The organism is Paenibacillus methanolicus, assembly GCF_008124765.1.
Classification (GTDB): Bacteria; Bacillota; Bacilli; order Paenibacillales; family Paenibacillaceae; genus Paenibacillus_Z; species Paenibacillus_Z methanolicus.
The window spans coordinates 93,462-111,873 of sequence record NZ_VNHS01000006.1 but is presented as its reverse complement, the minus strand read 5'-3'; the positions used below and the strand labels follow the sequence as shown (position 1 = coordinate 111,873).

At 55.6% G+C, this 18,412-nt stretch carries 15 protein-coding genes and 1 pseudogene; 13 read left to right on the top strand and 3 right to left on the bottom strand.

The window, feature by feature from the left end; translation table 11 throughout:
- The 6 genes and pseudogenes from ruvB to BCM02_RS16715 all read left to right on the top strand — a co-directional run bounded on the left by ruvB (window position 1) and on the right by BCM02_RS16715 (window position 7,379).
- The gene (gene ruvB, locus BCM02_RS16740; protein ID WP_148930266.1) at window positions 1-1,023 is read left to right on the top strand and encodes a Holliday junction branch migration DNA helicase RuvB; all 1,023 of its coding nucleotides are present in this window, start codon (window positions 1-3) and stop codon (window positions 1,021-1,023) included.
- 77 nt (window positions 1,024-1,100) lie between these two features.
- On the top strand, window positions 1,101-3,248 hold the full coding sequence (locus tag BCM02_RS16735; RefSeq protein ID WP_246183416.1) for a SpoIID/LytB domain-containing protein: 2,148 nt from the start codon (window positions 1,101-1,103) through the stop codon (window positions 3,246-3,248).
- A gap of 8 nt (window positions 3,249-3,256) precedes the next feature.
- A complete protein-coding gene (queA, locus tag BCM02_RS16730) occupies window positions 3,257-4,300 on the top strand; it encodes a tRNA preQ1(34) S-adenosylmethionine ribosyltransferase-isomerase QueA (protein ID WP_148930265.1) in 1,044 nt (347 codons plus the stop codon).
- Window positions 4,301-4,304: 4 nt separating this feature from the next.
- Window positions 4,305-5,453 carry a tRNA guanosine(34) transglycosylase Tgt gene (gene tgt, locus BCM02_RS16725; protein WP_148930569.1) on the top strand — a complete coding sequence of 383 codons (1,149 nt, stop codon included), beginning with the start codon at window positions 4,305-4,307 and terminating at the stop codon, window positions 5,451-5,453.
- A 15-nt stretch (window positions 5,454-5,468) separates the two neighbouring features.
- A complete protein-coding gene (yajC, locus tag BCM02_RS16720) occupies window positions 5,469-5,783 on the top strand; it encodes a preprotein translocase subunit YajC (protein ID WP_148930264.1) in 315 nt (104 codons plus the stop codon).
- A 145-nt stretch (window positions 5,784-5,928) separates the two neighbouring features.
- Window positions 5,929-7,379, top strand: a pseudogene (locus tag BCM02_RS16715) (IS1182 family transposase).
- A 234-nt stretch (window positions 7,380-7,613) separates the two neighbouring features.
- Here BCM02_RS16715 and BCM02_RS16710 read toward each other — a convergent pair.
- The gene (locus BCM02_RS16710) at window positions 7,614-8,474 is read right to left on the bottom strand and encodes a phosphatase PAP2 family protein (RefSeq protein ID WP_148930263.1); all 861 of its coding nucleotides are present in this window, start codon (window positions 8,472-8,474) and stop codon (window positions 7,614-7,616) included.
- A gap of 113 nt (window positions 8,475-8,587) precedes the next feature.
- A complete protein-coding gene (locus tag BCM02_RS16705; RefSeq protein WP_148930262.1) occupies window positions 8,588-8,968 on the bottom strand; it encodes a TIGR04086 family membrane protein in 381 nt (126 codons plus the stop codon).
- 257 nt (window positions 8,969-9,225) lie between these two features.
- On the opposite strand from BCM02_RS16705, the gene BCM02_RS16700 reads away from it, so the two are divergent.
- Window positions 9,226-9,927: a DUF421 domain-containing protein gene (locus BCM02_RS16700; RefSeq protein WP_148930568.1), complete on the top strand. Its 702-nt coding sequence runs from the start codon at window positions 9,226-9,228 to the stop codon at window positions 9,925-9,927.
- Window positions 9,928-9,965: 38 nt separating this feature from the next.
- Here BCM02_RS16700 and spoVB read toward each other — a convergent pair whose 3' ends face one another.
- On the bottom strand, window positions 9,966-11,588 hold the full coding sequence (gene spoVB / locus BCM02_RS16695) for a stage V sporulation protein B (protein ID WP_148930261.1): 1,623 nt from the start codon (window positions 11,586-11,588) through the stop codon (window positions 9,966-9,968).
- A 167-nt stretch (window positions 11,589-11,755) separates the two neighbouring features.
- Between spoVB and BCM02_RS16690 the strand changes: the two genes are divergently transcribed.
- The 6 genes from BCM02_RS16690 to BCM02_RS16665 all read left to right on the top strand — a co-directional run bounded on the left by BCM02_RS16690 (window position 11,756) and on the right by BCM02_RS16665 (window position 18,372).
- Complete coding sequence (locus BCM02_RS16690; RefSeq protein ID WP_148930260.1) at window positions 11,756-11,995, top strand: post-transcriptional regulator; 240 nt, start codon at window positions 11,756-11,758, stop codon at window positions 11,993-11,995.
- Window positions 11,996-12,158: 163 nt separating this feature from the next.
- A complete protein-coding gene (gene secD, locus BCM02_RS16685) occupies window positions 12,159-13,424 on the top strand; it encodes a protein translocase subunit SecD (RefSeq protein WP_148930259.1) in 1,266 nt (421 codons plus the stop codon).
- Window positions 13,414-14,343, top strand: a complete 930-nt coding sequence (gene secF / locus BCM02_RS16680) for a protein translocase subunit SecF (RefSeq protein ID WP_148930258.1) — start codon at window positions 13,414-13,416, stop codon at window positions 14,341-14,343. Before secD ends, secF begins: the two co-directional genes overlap by 11 nt.
- Window positions 14,344-14,435: 92 nt before the next feature.
- Window positions 14,436-15,341 (top strand): cation diffusion facilitator family transporter, encoded by a 906-nt coding sequence (locus BCM02_RS16675; RefSeq protein WP_148930257.1) that lies wholly within the window; start codon window positions 14,436-14,438, stop codon window positions 15,339-15,341.
- Between the two features lie 44 nt (window positions 15,342-15,385).
- Complete coding sequence (gene recJ / locus BCM02_RS16670) at window positions 15,386-17,863, top strand: single-stranded-DNA-specific exonuclease RecJ (RefSeq protein WP_425466183.1); 2,478 nt, start codon at window positions 15,386-15,388, stop codon at window positions 17,861-17,863.
- Window positions 17,860-18,372 (top strand): adenine phosphoribosyltransferase, encoded by a 513-nt coding sequence (locus tag BCM02_RS16665; protein WP_148930255.1) that lies wholly within the window; start codon window positions 17,860-17,862, stop codon window positions 18,370-18,372. Before recJ ends, BCM02_RS16665 begins: the two co-directional genes overlap by 4 nt.
- The last annotated feature ends 40 nt before the right edge of the window (window positions 18,373-18,412 follow it).

The following is an 18,412-nucleotide window of genomic DNA, read 5'->3' as shown; positions in this document are numbered from 1 at the left end:
ATGGACGACCGGATTATCTCCGCCAACCTGATGATGGAAGACGCCGCGGTGGAGCTTAGCTTGCGTCCGCGTTATTTGGCCGAATATATCGGCCAGACGCAAGTGAAGGAGAACTTGAAAGTGTTCATCGAGGCGGCCAAGCTGCGCAAGGAAGCGCTCGACCACGTCCTGCTGTACGGCCCGCCGGGTCTCGGCAAGACGACGCTTTCCAATATAATCGCCAACGAGCTAGGCGTTAGCTTACGGACGACGAGCGGTCCTGCCATCGAACGACCGGGCGATCTGGCCGCGCTGCTGACGAATTTGCAAGAGGGCGACGTGTTGTTCATCGACGAGATTCATCGGCTTCACCGGACGGTGGAGGAAGTGCTCTATCCGGCGATGGAGGATTTCGCGCTCGATATTATGATCGGCAAAGGGCCAAGCGCCAGGTCGGTTCGGCTGGAACTGCCGCCGTTTACGCTTATCGGCGCGACGACGAGGGCCGGTCTGCTCTCCGCGCCGCTGCGCGACCGTTTCGGCGTCGTTAGCCGACTGGAGTTCTATACGGTCGACGAATTGGCGTTTATCGTCTCCCGCGCCTCCGAGATTCTCGGCGTCGATATCATCGGCGAAGCGGCGAGAGAAATCGCCATGCGTTCGAGAGGAACGCCGCGAATCGCCAACCGGCTGCTGAAGCGGGTGCGCGATTTCGCTCAAGTACGGGGAGACGGCATCGTGACGCACGATCTTGCCCGATATGCGCTGGAATTGATTCAAGTCGATCCGCTCGGCTTGGACCAGATCGATCACAAAATGCTTCGCGCCATGATCACGAGCTACCGCGGTGGGCCTGTAGGCCTTGATACGCTGGCCGCCACGATCGGGGAAGAAAGCCAAACGATCGAAGACGTTTACGAGCCGTATTTGATGCAGATCGGGTTCCTGCAGCGTACGCCGCGGGGGAGAATCGTCACTCCGCAAGCCTACGTGCATCTTGGTTTGCCGATTCCCGAGCAATTTGGCGGAGAAGGCGGCAAGTAGTAACCGTCATCTGAATTGAAAAATCGTTCATCATAAAATGCGCGGTTCAAGAAAGAGATCATGGAGAGGAGCGGCTCATGGAAAGCGAAGCAAGGAACGGGCGGCGGTTGCCAAGTAGAGGCATGTTTCCGCCGCGGTCATGGCGGCGCATAGCGGTAGCGCTTATGGCCGCGCTGCTGCTGGTATCGGTATGGACGGCATGGCCTTCTTACGGGGCGGTGCCGAAGCTGGATACGATCCGGGTTGCGATTTTCATCGATCTGCCCAAATACAAGCTGAACACGACGACGGGGACGTTCTCTGCATCAACGGGACTCGAAGTTGGCGTCCGTCAGCCTTCGGGCGTACGGCCGCTGTTGACGACGAAGGCCGGCGAGACGGTGCGAATTACGCTAGACGACTATAAGGTGCGCGTGTTCGAGAGCGCCGATTTCGCGAAGGCGCTTGCTGCCGCCAAGCGCGTGAAAGCTGCCGGCGGCTCCCCGTTTCTGACATCCGCTTCCAAGGGCGGTCTTGTCTATCAAGTGCAGGAGGGCAGTTACCCGACCGCGGCTGCGGCCAAGACGGCTGCGGCCAAGTGGACGGGCGACGGCACGCTGGCGTCCATTACCGGCAAGGCGGCCGCGACCGTAACGGGCCCGATGCATCTTGAAGCCGGCGTATACGCTTCGCGCGAGGAAGCGAATTCGGCGGCCGCCGCATTCAGCGCCGCGAACCTAGATGCCTATGTGGCGATGAAGCAGTCCGGTTCCGCGGCTGCCGTCTATACGGTGCTGGTCGGTTCGGCTGCCGACAGCGCGGGGCTCGCAGCCGTGAAGACGGCTAGCGCAACGATTCCGGAAGGAGCGGCATTGACGGCGGCGGATACGGCATCGTCATATCTCCTGATGCTTGAGGACTATGCCGTCACCGGGGCGTCGAACGCGCCCCAGGCGTTGTACGCGGTACCTGCTAGCGGCACGAAAGTTTGGTTAAGCACCGCTTCGGAGAACGGCATCAAGTTCGCCGAGCGATACGGCCGCAGCTATCGCGGCCAATTCGAAGTGAGCGGGTTGAACGGCAAACTCACGATCGTCAACGAGCTGCCGTTCGAACAGTACCTATATTCGGTCGTGGGCGCCGAGATGCCGGCATCCTGGCACGCCGAAGCGTTGAAGGCGCAAGCGGTCGCGGCCAGAACGTACGCCTTGTATCAAGGGTTCGGATTTCAAGTCGCGCATGTAGTCGATACGGTTCTGAGTCAAGCGTACGGCGGGATTAGCGCGGAGAAACCGGCGACGATCAAGGCCGTCGATGCCACGAAGGGCGAAGTTGCCATGTATGGCGGCAAGCTCATCGAGACCGTCTTCTCGTCCAGCGCCGGCGGAGACACGGCTGAAGCGCAAGAAATTTGGGGCGGCGCCGTCCCATACTTGAAGACGGTGAAGAGCCCGGACGAAGTATCGGAGAAGGGCTTGTACAAATGGTACCGCGTCGTCCTTCCTAGCGGCGTCAACGGTTACATCCGCGAAGATCTGCTTGCCGCGACGGACGAGAAGACGGCAGCCGGTTCGCCGATTATGAGCGTCAAAGGCAATGGCGTTAAAGTAAGGCCGATTCCGCTCGTTCAGGACGCGGTTGCGCCGGTCTCGCAAGTAAATAGCGGGACGCGCGTCGTCGTGCTGGAGAAAGTCACCCAATCGAACGAAATGTCATGGGTGCGCGGACCGTTTACGTCCTCGGAACTTCTCGCGACGATCAAGAGCAAAGTGAAGACGGCGGTGCAAGGTCCGATTCTCACGCTGGAGATCAGCAAGACGGGACCATCCGGAAGACCGACGGAAATCAAAGCGAACGGCTCGGCGCTAACGGTGGGGAATCCCGACGCGTTTCGTTCCGCGTTCGGCGGCCTGCCGAGCACGAATTTCCGTATCGACGAGACGTCCCGCATGACGATCGCGGGAGCGGCCGGCACGGCGGAGCGGACTTCGGGCAGCGCGGGTTTCATCGTGCAAGGCGGAGAAGGCAAAGCGGAGGAGATCGGCGTCAGCCAGATCTATATTCTGAATGGCAAAGGCGAAATCCGGGCCGCAACCAAAGAACCGTCCTTCCGCTTCGTCGGCAACGGCTATGGCCATGGCGTAGGCCTATCGCAATACGGCGCCCGCGGTTTGGCGGAAGCCGGGTATGACTATCAATATATTTTGCAATACTACTATAAAGACGTAACGATCGGTAAGGAATGAGCTAACGGATGAATGTACAGGATTTCGATTTTGAATTGCCCGAACGCTTGATTGCGCAGACGCCGCTGGCGGATCGAACGGCTTCACGCCTGTTGATGCTGGACAAGACGAGCGGGGCGACCCGTCATGGCGGGTTTATGGATTTAGCTAATATGCTTCGGCCTGGCGATACGCTTGTGCTGAACAATACCCGGGTACTGCCGGCCAGGTTGCTCGGCGCTAAAGCCGACACGGGGGCCAAAGCGGAGCTGCTGCTGTTGAAGCAGACGACCGGAGACCGTTGGGAGACGCTCGCCAAACCGGCCAAGCGATTGAAGGTCGGCACGGAGCTCGTGTTCGGCGATGACGGCGGCGGCGAGCCGCTGCTGCGGGCCATCGTTACGGGGGAAGGAGAGATGGGCGCGCGCGAAGTCGAGTTTCGGTATGAGGGCATCTTTCAAGAGATTCTCGATCAGCTGGGCGAGATGCCGCTACCGCCATACATCAAGGAGAGACTATCCGATCGCGAACGCTATCAGACCGTGTTCTCCAAGCATGCCGGATCGGCGGCTGCGCCGACCGCGGGCCTTCACTTTACGACGGCATTCTTGGAACAACTTTCCAGCAACGGTATCGATGTCGCTTACGTAACACTACATGTCGGACTAGGCACATTCCGTCCGATGTCGGTAGAGCGGATCGAAGAGCATGAGATGCACAGCGAATATTACGAGTTGAGCGCGGAGACGGCCGAGCTGCTGCGTGCGACGCAAGCGCGCGGCGGACGAATCGTGGCCGTTGGCACCACTTCCGCCAGAACGCTCGAGACGGTTGCCGGACGTTTCCCGGAAGGTCCGGTTGCATGCGGCGGATGGACGGATATCTTCATTTATCCCGGCTATGAATTCAAGCTGGTGGACGCGTTGCTAACGAACTTCCACTTGCCGAAATCGACGCTCGTCATGCTCGTCAGCGCGCTTGCAGGCAAGGAAGCGGTCATGAATGCTTATAAGGAAGCGATTGAACGGGAATACCGGTTCTTCAGCTTCGGAGACGCAATGTTTATCTACTAACGGAATGGAAGAGTGCACAGTGGCGATTAAATACGAATTAATTAAAGTTTGCAAGCAGTCGGGGGCAAGACTCGGGCGCGTACATACGCCGCACGGTATTATCGATACGCCGACGTTCATGCCGGTCGGCACCCAGGCAACGGTCAAGACGATGAGTCCGGAAGAATTAAAGCAGATGGACGCGCATATTATTTTGAGTAACACGTACCATTTGTTCCTACGTCCGGGACACGAGATTGTCCGCCAGGCCGGGGGCTTGCACAAGTTCATGAACTGGGATCGGCCGATTCTGACCGACAGCGGCGGCTTTCAAGTGTTCAGCTTGAGCAACATGCGCAAGATCAAGGAAGAGGGCGTCGAATTCCGTTCCCATCTGAACGGCGACAAGCTGTTCATTTCGCCGGAGAAGGCGATGGAAATTCAGAACGCGCTCGGTCCGGATATCATGATGGCTTTCGACGAGTGCGCGCCGTACCCGGCTGATCACAAGTACGTGAAGCAGTCGCTGGAGCGTACGACCCGTTGGGCAGAGCGCTGTTTGAACTCCCACGCCAGGCCGCATGATCAAGCGCTCTTCGCGATCGTGCAAGGCGGCATGTACGAGGATTTGCGCAAGCAGAGCGCGGCTGATTTGACTTCCATGGATTTCCCGGGGTATGCTATTGGAGGACTAAGCGTAGGTGAGCCTAAAGACCTGATGTTCAACATGCTGGACGTGACCGTCCCGCTGCTTCCGGCCAACAAACCGCGATACCTGATGGGCGTCGGTTCGCCGGATGCGTTGCTCGAAGGATCGATCCGCGGCATCGACATGTTCGACTGCGTATTGCCTACCCGCATTGCGCGCAATGGGACAACCATGACAAGCTCCGGCCGATTGGTGATCAAGAACGCAAAATTTACGGAGGACTTCGGTCCGTTGGATCCGGAATGCTCGTGTTATACGTGTCAGAACTATTCGAGAGCGTATATCCGTCATCTTATCAAAGCCGACGAGACGTTTGGCCTCCGGCTGACGACGTACCACAATTTGCACTTCTTATTGCAGCTCATGCGAGACGTACGTCAAGCAATCATGGATGACCGGCTGCTAGACTTCCGGGATGCCTTCTTTGCCAAGTACGGCCTGTTTGACAATGATAAAGGATTTTAAAGGAGGATTTTTGTCATGGAAGCTCTCGGTTCTATTCTACCTTTCGTGCTGATGTTCGCGGTTTTTTATTTCTTGCTTATTCGCCCGCAGCAGCGCAAACAGAAACAACGTACATCGATGCTGTCCCAGCTGAAGAAGGGCGACAAGATCGTCACGATCGGCGGCATGCACGGCTCGATTCACGAAATTACGGACGACGTGGTCGTTCTTCGCGTCAACGATGCGACCAAAATCACGTTCGACCGTAGCGCGATCAACAACGTGACGAGCGCAAGCTCGGCGCAAACGGTGGAGAAGAAGGAAGAGAATGTCGAAGAAGTGAAAGCTTAATCGACTCATGCAAGAACCCCGGCCTTTTGCGGGGCCACTGAAAAAGTCCGTCTCGTAGGAAAAGGTACAGACCTTCAAGAAATTTGAAGAGGCTGTACCTTTTTTGCTTTATAATAGAGTCATCATAAAGAGCGGGTGAGAGCGGATGATTCGGCAACAACAAACCTTAGTTTTGAGTCCTTATGCGGCACTGTATGACATCGTCGTGCCGAAGGATAATATGCTCCGTCAAATCAATCAGTTGGTGGACTTCTCTTTCATATATGACGAACTGGAAACGAAATATTGCCTGGAAAATGGACGCAATGCCATTGATCCTATTCGCATGTTTAAATACTTGCTCCTGAAGGCCATTTTTGAACTATCCGATGTCGACATCGTGGAGCGCTCAAAGTATGACCTGTCGTTCAAATACTTCCTCGGCATGGCACCGGAAGACCCGGTCATTGATCCGAGCTCTTTGACGAAATTTCGCAAGCTACGGTTGAAAGACATCAACCTTTTGGACATGCTCATCGGCAAGACCGTAGAACTTGCCATCGAGCAAAATATCCTGAAGAGCACTTCCATCATCGTCGACGCCACGCATACAAAAGCACGCTACAACCAGAAAACGCCTCAAGAAATTCTGCAAGACCGTGCACGTAAATTGCGCAAAGCCGTGTACACCATGGATGAGTCGGTCAAGGCCAAAATGCCGGCAAAGAATACAACGAGCGAACTCGAAGATGAAATTGCGTACTGCCAAAAACTCGTCAACTTCATCGAAAACGAGAGTGGCATTGCGCAGGTGCCGAAAATTGTGGAGCCGCTTAACCTGCTGAAAGAGACCGTTGCGGATGACGTCGAACAGCTTCGCCTAGCAACGGATCCGGATGCGCGCGTTGGCCACAAAAGTGTGGATTCCGCGTTTTTTGGATACAAGACTCATCTTGCGATGACCGAAGAACGGATTATTACAGCGGCTGTCATTACAACGGGTGAGAAGAATGATGGCAAGCAATTGCAGGCTCTCATCGAAAAAAGCAAAGCAGCTGGCATGCAGGTCAAAACGGTGATTGGGGATACTGCATATTCCGAAAAAGATAATATTGCGTACACGAAAACAAATGAAATTGAACTTGTTGCCAAACTAAATCCCCTCGTCACGCAAGGTGCGCGTAAGAAAGAAGACGAATTTTTATTCAACAAAGATGCAGGCATGTACGTGTGTCCAGCTGGACATATGGCCATTCGAAAGGCTCGGCAGGGTAAAAAAGGGGTCGGCAAAAACCAAACGGACACCTATTATTTTGATGTGGAACTATGCAAGCATTGTCCGCACAAGGAAGGGTGCTACAAAGAAGGCGCTAAAAGCAAAGCTATTCGGTAAGTATTAAATCCGATGAGCACACCGAGCGAATGGCGTTCCAAGATTCAGCGTATTTCAAGGAAAAAGCCAAGGAACGCTACAAAATTGAAGCGAAGAACAGTGAACTCAAACATGGACACGGGTATGATGTTGCGACATCCTCGGGTCTGCTTGGCATGGAAATGCAAGGGGCGATGACAATTTTCGCCGTGAATTTAAAACGAATCTTAAAGTTAACAGACTAAGAATTACCGAATGATGGAGCTGTATTTGACCTAAAAAAGAAGACATCTATTCCCAAAAGGTGGGAATGGATGTCTTTTTGTGTGATACGCAAGCCGTCAAAGAAAAATGCGTAAGTTCTTCAGTGGCCTCCCTTTTGCGCCGGGGTTTTTATTTTTTTCAATGAAGGAACCCGGCTATTTAACGAAAAAGCCAGCCCCGACAATCCGGAGCTGGCCTTGATGCATGAAGACGCTTCAATTGGCTTCTTCTCTCGTTAGCGTTCGTGCAGCGGCAATTCGGCCGATACGGCGCGTCCGCATGCGCAGCGTCGCTTTGCTTAAACGGAGTCCCACGGTGGAGGCGAATAGGCCGAGCAGCAAGCCGCCGCACATGTCGATGAGCCAGTGAATGCCAAGGTAGAAGATCGCGAAAATAACGCATGCCGCGATAATGCCGCAAAACCACGCCCACCTTTTGATTCCGGAGCGAATAGCCAGTACGGCGAGCGTCACCGAGATCGACGTATGCAGGCTCGGGAAGCAGTTGTTCAGCCCGGATAGCGCGCGGTACTCCGTCTCGAACGTGGGAAACACATCCAACATGAGGAAGCGAACGCTTGGATCGTGGTGCCAAACTTCGTTGATCGGCAGTAGCAGATAGAACGGAATGGCGACCAAATAGTTGATCATGATCGCGTAGCAGGTCGCGTAGAACATCCGCTTGGTGGAATCCTTGTATGTGTAGACGCCGATCGACGTAATGAGCAGCGATTGGAAGACCACGACGTAAATGAAAGCAAGGACGGCGGTCAGAATCGGATTCTCGAACGTATGTTGAAGGTTGCTTACGAAATTGCCTTCAATCGATTGGAAGAACCCCGTGTAATCGGCCGTGTTGATAAAATATTTGGTCTCGACGGTCAATTCGATTTTGTTGAGGAACAAAATGCCGAGCAGCGCGACGAAATGTACCAAGTAAGAGCGAGAAGTCGCGAGCTCGCGCAGGAATAGACCACCGATTCGAAACGGATTCGTCCTTCCGGCATACCAGAGCAGCACAATGACGGTCAAGGTCGTGTAGATCGTGACCGTAGTCATATTTTGAAACAAAACCATCGTAATGAAATCCCCCTAAACATTTACCGAAATTGCATGGATGCAACTCGATCTAGTATAGCACAAATGAACAGGGGGATTACAATGTAAGGAGGACTCCGGACGATTACCTATTATTTACTTGTATTCACGCCGAATATGCCGCCGAGCGCACCGCTTCCGAGCGCGATCCCCATCATCGTCAGCGTGCTGGGCGTCAACCCGGCGTTCGTGGCCAGGAAGCCTACGAGAAGTACGAGCACGCCGTAAGCGAATCCTAACGCGCCTCCGTAATACCAACCTCGCTTGCCGGACCGTCTGCCCGACACAAACCCGCCGCAGAGCGCGGCAATGCCATGAACGATCAAGCTGTATAGGCCGAGCTGATTCTCTTCCATGTTTCCGAAGCGCAGCAGCAGCGAGAGCGAGAGCGCGCCGAGCGCAAGCCAGACGGCGGCATACACGATGCCGGAGAGCATGGGCGATGGAATCCGTACTTTCGCAACATGTTTCATTCGTACAACTCCTCCTCGTCATAAGTCCATGAATGAATGCGGTTAGTACACCATATGGCCAAGCTGCCGCAATTAGTACAGGCGTCCCGATGTTCCCATAAATTCGAAAAGGTACATTCGTATTAGCTCAATTCCCTCCGGTGACAATAGCTGTACGCAGCGGATAGAAGGAATTCAGCTTCGCCTGCCGCCGCACGGTAATACGAAGGAGGCGCTGAAGTTTGGACATTTGGGACAACGCAATCCGAACTTTTGGAATGTACTTTGTCGTGTTTATCGTTATACGACTGATGGGCAAGCGGGAGATCGGAAAATTGTCCGTGTTCGACATGGTCATCTCCATCATGGTCGCGGAGATTGCGGTTATCGTGATCGAAGATACGAACCGCCCGTTCATTGACGGGATTACGCCAATGGCGGTGCTCGTCGCCGTCCAGGTATTTCTGGCTTTCATTACGCTGAAGAGCCGTAAATTGCGGCTATGGTTCGACGGAAAGCCGACGATCTTGATTGAACGAGGCAAGTTAAACCGAGATGCGATGCGTAAACAGCGATACAATCTAGACGATTTGCTATTGCAACTGCGGGAGAACAAGCTGCCGACCGTCGCGGACGTGGAGTTCGCCGTGCTGGAGACGACCGGTAAGCTGTCCATTTTTCCGAAAGACAAGAAGAAAAGCACGGGTCACCATGAGGGCGAGCCCGTGCCTGGCACCATTGCCCAGACGCCGCTGGCAAAGCCGTTCCCGAAAAACTATCGATTCGAGTCGTTGCCGGTCCCGCTAATCATGGACGGTAAAATCGTCGAGGATAACATTCAGATGATCGGCAAAGACCGGTTCTGGCTCAACACGCAGCTGAAGCAGCGGGGGATCCAAGATGCGAAGCAGGTGTTCCTGTGCACGATCGACCACAGAGGAAAGGTGTTCATCGATCCGATGCGGCGTCCGCGTACATAGCGGAAGCTAATGCGCGAAGGCATACGAACCCGATGCCATTAATGCGTGCGCGGACGAAACCACTTGCCTAGGACGGGAATCCGCGCAATGTCGTCCTTGCTCACGATGCCCATCTTGATCATCAGCCCAATGTACAGCAGTCCACCCAGAATCGACGCGAGCAGCAGGTTATGCCAAGACGCCGGGAGCAAATGTCGGTTCATGATCCATAGCGAGGCCGCGCCCATAATGATCATGGCTGCGCCGACTTTGACGAAGTCGATCAGCTGCATTTTGAAGCCGACCGCTCGCATTACGCTGAACCAGTGGAGAATCGTCACGAGGGCGATGTTTACGTTAATCGCGATCAACGCGCCGTAAATGCCAAGCTCCGGCTGCGAAGCGAGTTCGACGATCAGAACCAGCTTGACGATCGCGCCGACCAAAGTGTTCAGTAACGCGGTGCCCGGCTTGTCAAGCGCCTGAAGCGCGGCTTGCAGCGGAGCCTGCAGATAGATGAACAGGCCGATTGGCGCCATCCATTTCAGCATGGGCGCAATGTCCGCGTGATCGTAAAGCAGCAGACAGATCGGCTCCGCGAAAAGGCCCATGACCACAATGAAAGGGGCTCCGGTAACAAGCGACAGACGCATCGATTGGTGAAGACGCTTATGTATCGTGGAACGGTCGCCTTTCGCGGCCGCCTCCGACAAATTGGGGACGAGCGAGACGGCCAAGGAATAGGTGAGCGCGGTGGGCAGCAGCAAGATCGGAATGATCATCCCTTGCAGCGCGCCGTAGAGCGCCGTCGCTTCCGCCGCAAGCAGGCCGGCGGCCGCAAGCGCACGGGCCGTCAGGATCGATTCGAACAAATAGGAGAATGACCCGATCAATTTGCTTGCCGTGACCGGGACGGACAGTCCAATCAACCGGCGCAAGATCGGTTGACGCTTAAGCAGTTTTCGCGATGCTGGCGCAGTTTTGACCGAGGGTGCCGTCACGACGCCTGTTTCGAGTTCGATTGCCTCTTGCGGAGCGTCTTTATCCTGGGCTCGTTTGTCCTTGTAATTCCACAGCAGGACCGCAAGCGCGGCAATCTCGCCTGCGACAACGCCCAGCATGGCGCCTGCAGCGCCCCATTCGATGCCGTACGGTAGGAGCCAACTGGCGAACAGCAGCGATCCGATAATGCGAATGATCGTCTCGACCGTCTGCGAGACCGCGGTCGGTATCATGTTCTGCTTGCCTTGAAAGTAGCCTCGGTACACAGACCCTACGCCGATGATCAGCAGCAGCGGCGTTGTGACCTGCAGCGTGCGATACACGCGGGAATCGGTCATCAGGTTGGTGGATATCCAAGGAATGAGCAGCGCGAATACAACGGTCAAGCCGAGCGCGAGCAGGACGGAGAGCGCCATCGCCGCGCGGAAGATTTGCTTGACGCGCCGCGCGTCCCCCTTGGATTCCGCTTCCGCGATCCACTTGGCGACGGCAAGCGGTATGCCGCCCGTAATGACCGTTAGCATCACGATTAGGAACGGATACACGAGCTGGTAAAGTCCCACGCCTTCCGCGCCGATAATCCGGGGCAAGGCTATGCGCGGAACAAAGCCGAGTATGCGGTTTAATACGCCGGCCACCAGCAGAATAAGCGCGCCCTTGATAAAAGTTTGCTTCGTCACATCGATTCCCTCGCTTTGCGAACATCTCCATGTGTTCTAAACTATGCGGGGGATGTCCGATTCCATGTCTTCGAAAATTGCGCTGTAGCCTTTTCGCGAAAATGGCAGGAATATGTTGGAGCGTTGACGAATGAACAGACAAGAGGCAAAAGGCAGGGGGCATTGCAATGACGGAAGAAGAGTGGGTTCATTCCATCGAATCGCTGTGCGAGAGCAAAGCGGCCGAATTTCGGATGATCGGCTACGAACATGTGACGGGGAAAGAGATTTGGGAGTGCATCAGCGAGAAGTATGCGAAGACCGGAGAGCCGGCCATGCATCAGGTCGTGAACGATATCTTATCGCTCAAGGTGACCAAATTCATGAATTTTCTGACGATAAGCGCGTATAAGGGGACCCATTTCTAACCGATGGGGCTCTTTTTTTGACTCGATTTTCCTGCAGGGCTATAATAAATGATGAAATGGCGGCGGCAGACGTATGTGGAAAGCGCGTCTGTTTGCAATCGCGGTTAGAATCGTGCGGCAAAGCCGGACGATTCACTACATTTAGAGGGGGAACACAGGCATTATGAACCGTCTGCTAGCATTAGTGCTCACCGTCGTGCTTACGATCGGCGTGGTGGCGGCGACGAGCCCATGGCTCGTCAAACAGGTGAACCTCGGCCTCGATCTGAAAGGCGGCTTCGAAATTTTGTACGAAGCGCAGCCGCTGAACGAAGGCGGAAAAGTCACGCAGGATTCGCTGCGCGAGACGGCGAAAAGCCTCGAACGCCGCGCGAACAAGACCGGCGTCGCGGAACCGGAAATTACGCCTGAGGGCGCAAACCGCATTCGAGTTCGAATCGCGGGCGTCACCGACGAGGCGCACGTGCGGGAAATTTTGAAAACGCCATCCACCCTTACGTTCCGCAGCATGGTGGGCTGCGCGGAAGGGACAAGCTATTGCAAAACCGAACTGACGGGTACGGATTTCGTGGAAGGCGGCGCGGGCTATCGGATGACGACGCTCGGCGGCTACGAAATTACGATCAAATTGAAAAGCTCGTCCAAATTCGGCGAGGTAACGAAAGCGATCGCGGCGCTGCCGGCAGGGAAGAACCAGCTGGCCATCTATATGGACGAGGAAGAAATCTCCGCTCCCGCCGTCTCGCAAACGATCAACAGCGACGAGGCGGTAATCACGGGCAACTTCACGCGCGAGGAAGCAAAGGATTTGGCCGATAAAATCAACCTGGGCGCGCTTCCGCTCAAGCTGACGGAGAAATATACGCAAAGCGTCGGCGCTTCGCTTGGCAAGCTGTCATTGCAACAAACGCTCTTCGCCGGCGGGCTCGGGACCGTGTTGATCTTAATCTTCATGATCGTGTTCTACCGCATTCCGGGGCTTGTCGCCAGCTTCACGATCATTTCGTTCATCTGGCTGCTATTGCTTGGGTTCAAGCTGATAAACGCGACGCTGACTTTGCCGGGCATTGCCGCGTTTATTCTGGGGATCGGAATGGCTGTCGACGCAAACATCATCATGGCCGAGCGGATCAAGGAAGAGATTCGCAGCGGCAAGAGCATACTGTCCGCTCACCGCGCCGGTTCGAAGCGTTCGTTCTTGACGATCATCGATGCGCACGTCACGACCATTATCGCGGCGCTCGTCATGTTCTTCATCGGTACGGGCGCGGTCAAAGGGTTCGCGGTCGTGCTGCTTTTGACAGAGGTCGTCAGTATACTTACGAACGTCTTCTTCTCGCGTTTCATTCTTTCTCTCCTTATTCGCAGCAACATTATTAAGAAACCGACTTTACTTGGCGTGAAGGAGAGTGAAATCCGTGCGCTTTAATTACTTTGGCGAGAATAACCGCTCGTTTAGCTTCATCGAGAAGAGCAAGTTTTTCTTTATCTTCTCCATCGCGATCACGATTCTAGGCATCATCGTGCTCGCGGCGATGGGACTGAATTATGGCGTTGATTTCAGCGCGGGTTCGAATGTCGACGTCGTCGTCAAATCGGATCTTAGCGCGAAGAAAGAAGAGATGGAAGCGTATTTCAAGGATAGCGGTCTCCATGATCCGCACCTTACCATCAGCGCAACGCGGGTCACGATGCGGTTCGACGAGATATTGACGGACGCGCAGGAAAAGGCGCTGCGCACCGGTTTCACCGAGAAGTTCGACAAGGAAGCCTCTTTCGAGGTCAATACCGTCGACGTCGAGATGGCGCGCGAACTTCAGTACAACGCCTTGAAAGCGGTGCTGATCGCCAGCATCGGGATCATCATTTACGTCAGCATCCGATTCGAATGGCGGTTTGCGATCGCGGCCGTCGTTGCGCTCCTTCACGACGCGTTTATCGTCATCAGCTTGTTCTCGATTTTCCGGCTTCAGGTCAACCTGCCGTTCATCGTGGCGATTCTGACGATCATCGGCTACTCGATCAACGACACGGTCGTAATCTTCGATCGGATCCGCGAGAATATGCGGTTCTCGAAGGTCAAATCGCACGCCGATTTGGGCAAAGTCGTCAACGACAGCATCTGGCAGACGCTGACCCGATCGATCAATACCGTCCTGACCGTTGTCGTCGCGGCGGCCTGCTTGTTTATTTTCGGCAGCGAATCGATTAAAATGTTCTCATTGGCGATTTTGTTCGGCTTGGTCTGCGGTGCATACTCGTCGATTTTCATCGCGAGCCCGTTCTGGCTGCTGCTGAAGAAAGGCGAGAAGCCGAAGGCTGCCGCCAAGACTCCCGCAGCCTCTTGATCGCCGGACAGGTTCGCGGCCAGCATGGCGTAATGGCGTTCTCGCGTATTACCCCTAGCTGAACCGGGGAATTCAGGGGGAGATTGGGTTTCATGACACCGAATGAACGATATGCGAAAGCGGAATCCGCCGCGTGGTTGAATTTGCTCGGCAATGCCGGGATTGCGGTCGTGAAAGCTGGCGTCGGCATGATGGGCAGCAAGGCGCTGCTCGCCGATGCCTGCCGGAGCGCATCGGACGCGGCGGGTGCCTTCGTAACGCTGACGGCCCTTCGCCGAAGACGGCAAGGCGCGGCGGATCCCGGGCTCAAATCGGTCAAAGGCCGAATTGAAGCCTTTACGGGCGTCATTGTATCGATTATGCTTATGATTGTAGGACTTGAGGTCGGCATCTCGGCGATCAAATCGATTGCCGACGGCGTCGACGAGGGTCCGGGCTGGCCGGCAGTCGTCACGGTCATCGCGGCTTTCCTGCTGAAGGAATTGTTCTTCTCCGGCAAGGAGCGTCGGATGGATTTGTATGCTTCGCTTGCCGCCTTCGTCGGCACCGGCGCTGCCGCGCTGGGAGAACCGCTGAAGCTTCCGGTACTGTATTATTTCGACCCGGCCTCATCGCTGATCATTGTCGTTATCGTGTTCTCGAGCAGTTATCGGATCGCGACCGCTTCGGTGATAAGAAGCAGTTATAGCGAAGAACAACCGGCGGATATTCATGAATTCAAGGCTGCCGTTCAACGGATTGAAGGCGTGGTAACGGTCGAGGAGCTGCGTGCCAGAGAGCATGGCCACTACGTCGTCGTTGATCTCGTTATTAGCGTCAACCCGAGAATAACGGTGCTCGAAGGCAATGAAGTCGCCAAACGGGTCAAATATTTCTTGATGAAGCGTTTCGGTCATGTCACCGATGTGAACGTACATGTCGAGCCTTACGATCCGGGCTACCCTTACAAATCAAACCACGATCCGAATCAGGAACATATGCCGACGCTGCTGCAATAGCAGCGGCGGTTTGTTTTTGTTGGGAGTATATACGAGGAAGGAAGATGCGTCTTTTGATACGGTCAAAGACTCGCTGGAAGCTCTCCGTGCTGAGCCCGGAGGAAGAACGGCAAGCCGAGGCGCTTGCATCGGGGCTAAAGCTTCCGCCCTTGGTCGCGAAGCTGCTCGTTCAGCGCGGGGCGGGCGACGAGGAGACGGCGCGAACGTTTCTATACGGCGGGGAAGAATGTTTGCACGACCCGTATAAATTGAAGGATATGGACAAGGCGAGCGCGCGGATCCGCCAGGCGGTCGAGAAAGGAGAACGCGCTCGCATTTATGGCGATTATGACGCGGATGGCGTCTCGTCGACGACGCTTATGATTTACTTATTCCGCTCGCTTGGGTTGAATTTCGACCACTATATACCCCATCGGACGATTGAGGGTTATGGACTCAACGAAAAAGCGATCGATGCGGCGCATGAAGCGGGCGTTACGTTGATCGTGACGGTCGATACGGGGATAAGCGCCGTTCATCAGATCGCCCATGCGAACTCGCTCGGCATTGATGTCGTCGTCACGGATCATCACGAGCCGCCCGAGACGCTGCCGGAGGCGTATGCATTGGTTAATCCGAAGCAAGCGGATTGTTCGTATCCCTTCAAGGGACTAGCCGGCGTTGGCGTCGCTTTCAAGTTGGCGCAAGCGGTGCTCGGCCGACCGCCGATGGAATGGACCGATGTCGTCGCGTTAGGCACGATTGCGGACTTGATGCCGCTGACTGACGAGAATCGGGTACTGGTCAAGCACGGCATCGAGCGGCTTCGGCAGACGGACAAGCCCGGGTTTCGCGCGTTAATGGAGGTGGCGTCGATCGACGCCGCGCAGGTGACGTCTACGAACGTTGCCTTCGGCATGGCGCCGCGCATCAACGCGGCAGGCCGACTGGCGCATGCCAATGCGGCGGTCGAGCTGCTGACGGCTAGCGATGATGAGGCCGCGGCGGGACTTGCCCATGAGCTCGACGTGCTCAATAAGGAACGTCAACAGGTCGTGGAGAGTATCGTCGCCGAAGCTAACCTGTTGTGGGAAGCCAAGCTACGCGCGGCGCGCGAAGCGGGGAAAGCCGATCCGAACGTGATCGTCCTTGCCGGAGAAGGTTGGAACGCGGGCGTTGTCGGCATCGTGGCCTCCAAATTCATCGAGCGTTATTACAAGCCGACGCTTGTGCTCGGCATCGATGCGGATACGGGCATGTGCAAAGGGTCGGCCCGCTCGATTGACGGATATGATCTGCATGCGGCGCTAACGGCATGCGACGATCTACTCGACCATTACGGCGGCCATCAGGCTGCAGCCGGTATGAGTCTTCATCGCGACCAGCTTGATTCGTTCGAGGAACGGCTCGGCCGTCTGGCTGACGAATGGCTGACGCCCGATGACTGGGTACCCAAGACGACGATCGACTTGACTTGCCATATCGAGGAGGCGACGCTTGATATCCTAGACCAGTTGTCGGTGTTGGAACCTTTCGGGGTTGAGAATCGTTCGCCGCGCCTTCTTCTGGAGGAGGCGGTCATCGCCGACCGGCGGGTCATGGGCAAGGACCGCAAACATCTGAAACTTGCGCTGGCAGGCAGCAAGAAGCTGCTCGATGCGATCGGTTTCGGCCATGGGCCGATGGCGGATCGCCTCTCTGACGGCGCGCGAATTCGACTGGTGGGAGAGCTGGCCGCGAACGAATGGAACGGACAGCGGAAAGCGCAGTTTATGATTCAAGATATGTGCGTCGAACACGTGCAACTGTTCGATTACCGCTCCGAGCCGTCCCCGATGCAAGGATTCCGGAAACTCATGGCGGAGGCGAGAATCGGCCATGCTAGTACGTGTGTCGTCGTCCCGTCGGAGGCGTGGAAGAAGGCCGCGGAAGAAGCCGCGGCAAGCTCGCCGTATCGAGAAGCGACTCGGTTCGTTACCCATGCGGATTGGCCGGCTGAGCCGGAGGATCATTATGAAACGCTCGTTCTGCTGGGTACGCCGCCTTCGGCATCCGCGATCGAAGAAGCAATTCGCGGTTGCGTTACGATCGAAAGCGTGTATGCTTTATATAGTCAGCCCAATACGAATGATCGCGTTCAAACCGGCAATCGTTCGTTTCATCCGGGCCGGGAACATTTTGCGAAACTTTATCAGACGCTTCGCCGCATGGGCGATCTGCCCGAAGAGGGCGTGAGAGAACGGTTATCCGTGATGCTTGGCTGGCCGGAGGATACGATCCGCTTTATGCTCCGGGTATTCGAGGAGCTCGAGCTGATCGCGTTCGCGGGCGGTAAGATCCGGCTCTTGACCCCGTCTTCGAAGCGGGATTTGGCGGAAGCGCCGTCGTATAAGAAAAGGCAAGCGGACGCGGAGCAGGGCGCGATACGATTCGCCAAGACCTTGCAATTCGCCGAGTGGCTGGCAACGCGCAGAGAGCAGAACTCATCCATCATTCATCAAACCAATTCGAGTCAACTACAAGAAGGAGTGTCAGTACCATGAATTTCAAAGACTATATTCGCGTCATCCCCGATTTTCCTCAGCCCGGCATCCGTTTCAAGGATATTACGACGCTGACGAACAACGGCGAGGTGTACAAAGCGGCTATCGAATCGCTCCGTCAAGCGGTTGCGGACAAGGGCATCGATTTGATCGCGGGGCCGGAAGCGCGCGGCTTCATCGTCGGCGCCCCGCTCGCGGTCGCGCTCGGCGTCGGCTTCGTGCCGATTCGCAAGAGCGGCAAGCTTCCGGGAGAAGTGGTAGAAGCGAGCTATGATCTCGAGTACGGCAAAGACAAACTGGCGATTCACAAGGATGCGATCAAACCGGGACAACGCGTTCTGATCGCGGACGACTTGCTCGCGACGGGCGGGACGATCGCGACGACGATCAATCTGATTCGTCAACTGGGCGGCGAGGTCATCGGTTCGGCATTCCTGATCGAGCTATCGTACTTGGACGGTCGCACCAAGCTGGATGGCATCGATACATTCTCGCTCGTTACTTACTAAGATAATCGCGTTGGAGCCGCACAACCTTCGAGGTTGTGCG

Excerpts from the sequence above, each read along its gene's own strand:
- queA (WP_148930265.1), top strand. The coding sequence starts at position 3,257 with ATGAATGTACAGGATTTCGATTTTGAATTGCCCGAACGCTTGATTGCG.
- BCM02_RS16700 (WP_148930568.1), top strand. The coding sequence starts at position 9,226 with ATGTACTTTGTCGTGTTTATCGTTATACGACTGATGGGCAAGCGGGAG.
- BCM02_RS16690 (WP_148930260.1), top strand. The coding sequence starts at position 11,756 with ATGACGGAAGAAGAGTGGGTTCATTCCATCGAATCGCTGTGCGAGAGC.
- yajC (WP_148930264.1), top strand. The coding sequence starts at position 5,469 with ATGGAAGCTCTCGGTTCTATTCTACCTTTCGTGCTGATGTTCGCGGTT.
- BCM02_RS16705 (WP_148930262.1), bottom strand. The coding sequence starts at position 8,968 with ATGAAACATGTTGCGAAAGTACGGATTCCATCGCCCATGCTCTCCGGC.
- BCM02_RS16710 (WP_148930263.1), bottom strand. The coding sequence starts at position 8,474 with ATGGTTTTGTTTCAAAATATGACTACGGTCACGATCTACACGACCTTG.
- secD (WP_148930259.1), top strand. The coding sequence starts at position 12,159 with ATGAACCGTCTGCTAGCATTAGTGCTCACCGTCGTGCTTACGATCGGC.
- BCM02_RS16675 (WP_148930257.1), top strand. The coding sequence starts at position 14,436 with ATGACACCGAATGAACGATATGCGAAAGCGGAATCCGCCGCGTGGTTG.
- recJ (WP_425466183.1), top strand. The coding sequence starts at position 15,386 with ATGCGTCTTTTGATACGGTCAAAGACTCGCTGGAAGCTCTCCGTGCTG.
- tgt (WP_148930569.1), top strand. The coding sequence starts at position 4,305 with ATGGAAGAGTGCACAGTGGCGATTAAATACGAATTAATTAAAGTTTGC.
- BCM02_RS16735 (WP_246183416.1), top strand. The coding sequence starts at position 1,101 with ATGGAAAGCGAAGCAAGGAACGGGCGGCGGTTGCCAAGTAGAGGCATG.
- ruvB (WP_148930266.1), top strand. The coding sequence starts at position 1 with ATGGACGACCGGATTATCTCCGCCAACCTGATGATGGAAGACGCCGCG.
- BCM02_RS16665 (WP_148930255.1), top strand. The coding sequence starts at position 17,860 with ATGAATTTCAAAGACTATATTCGCGTCATCCCCGATTTTCCTCAGCCC.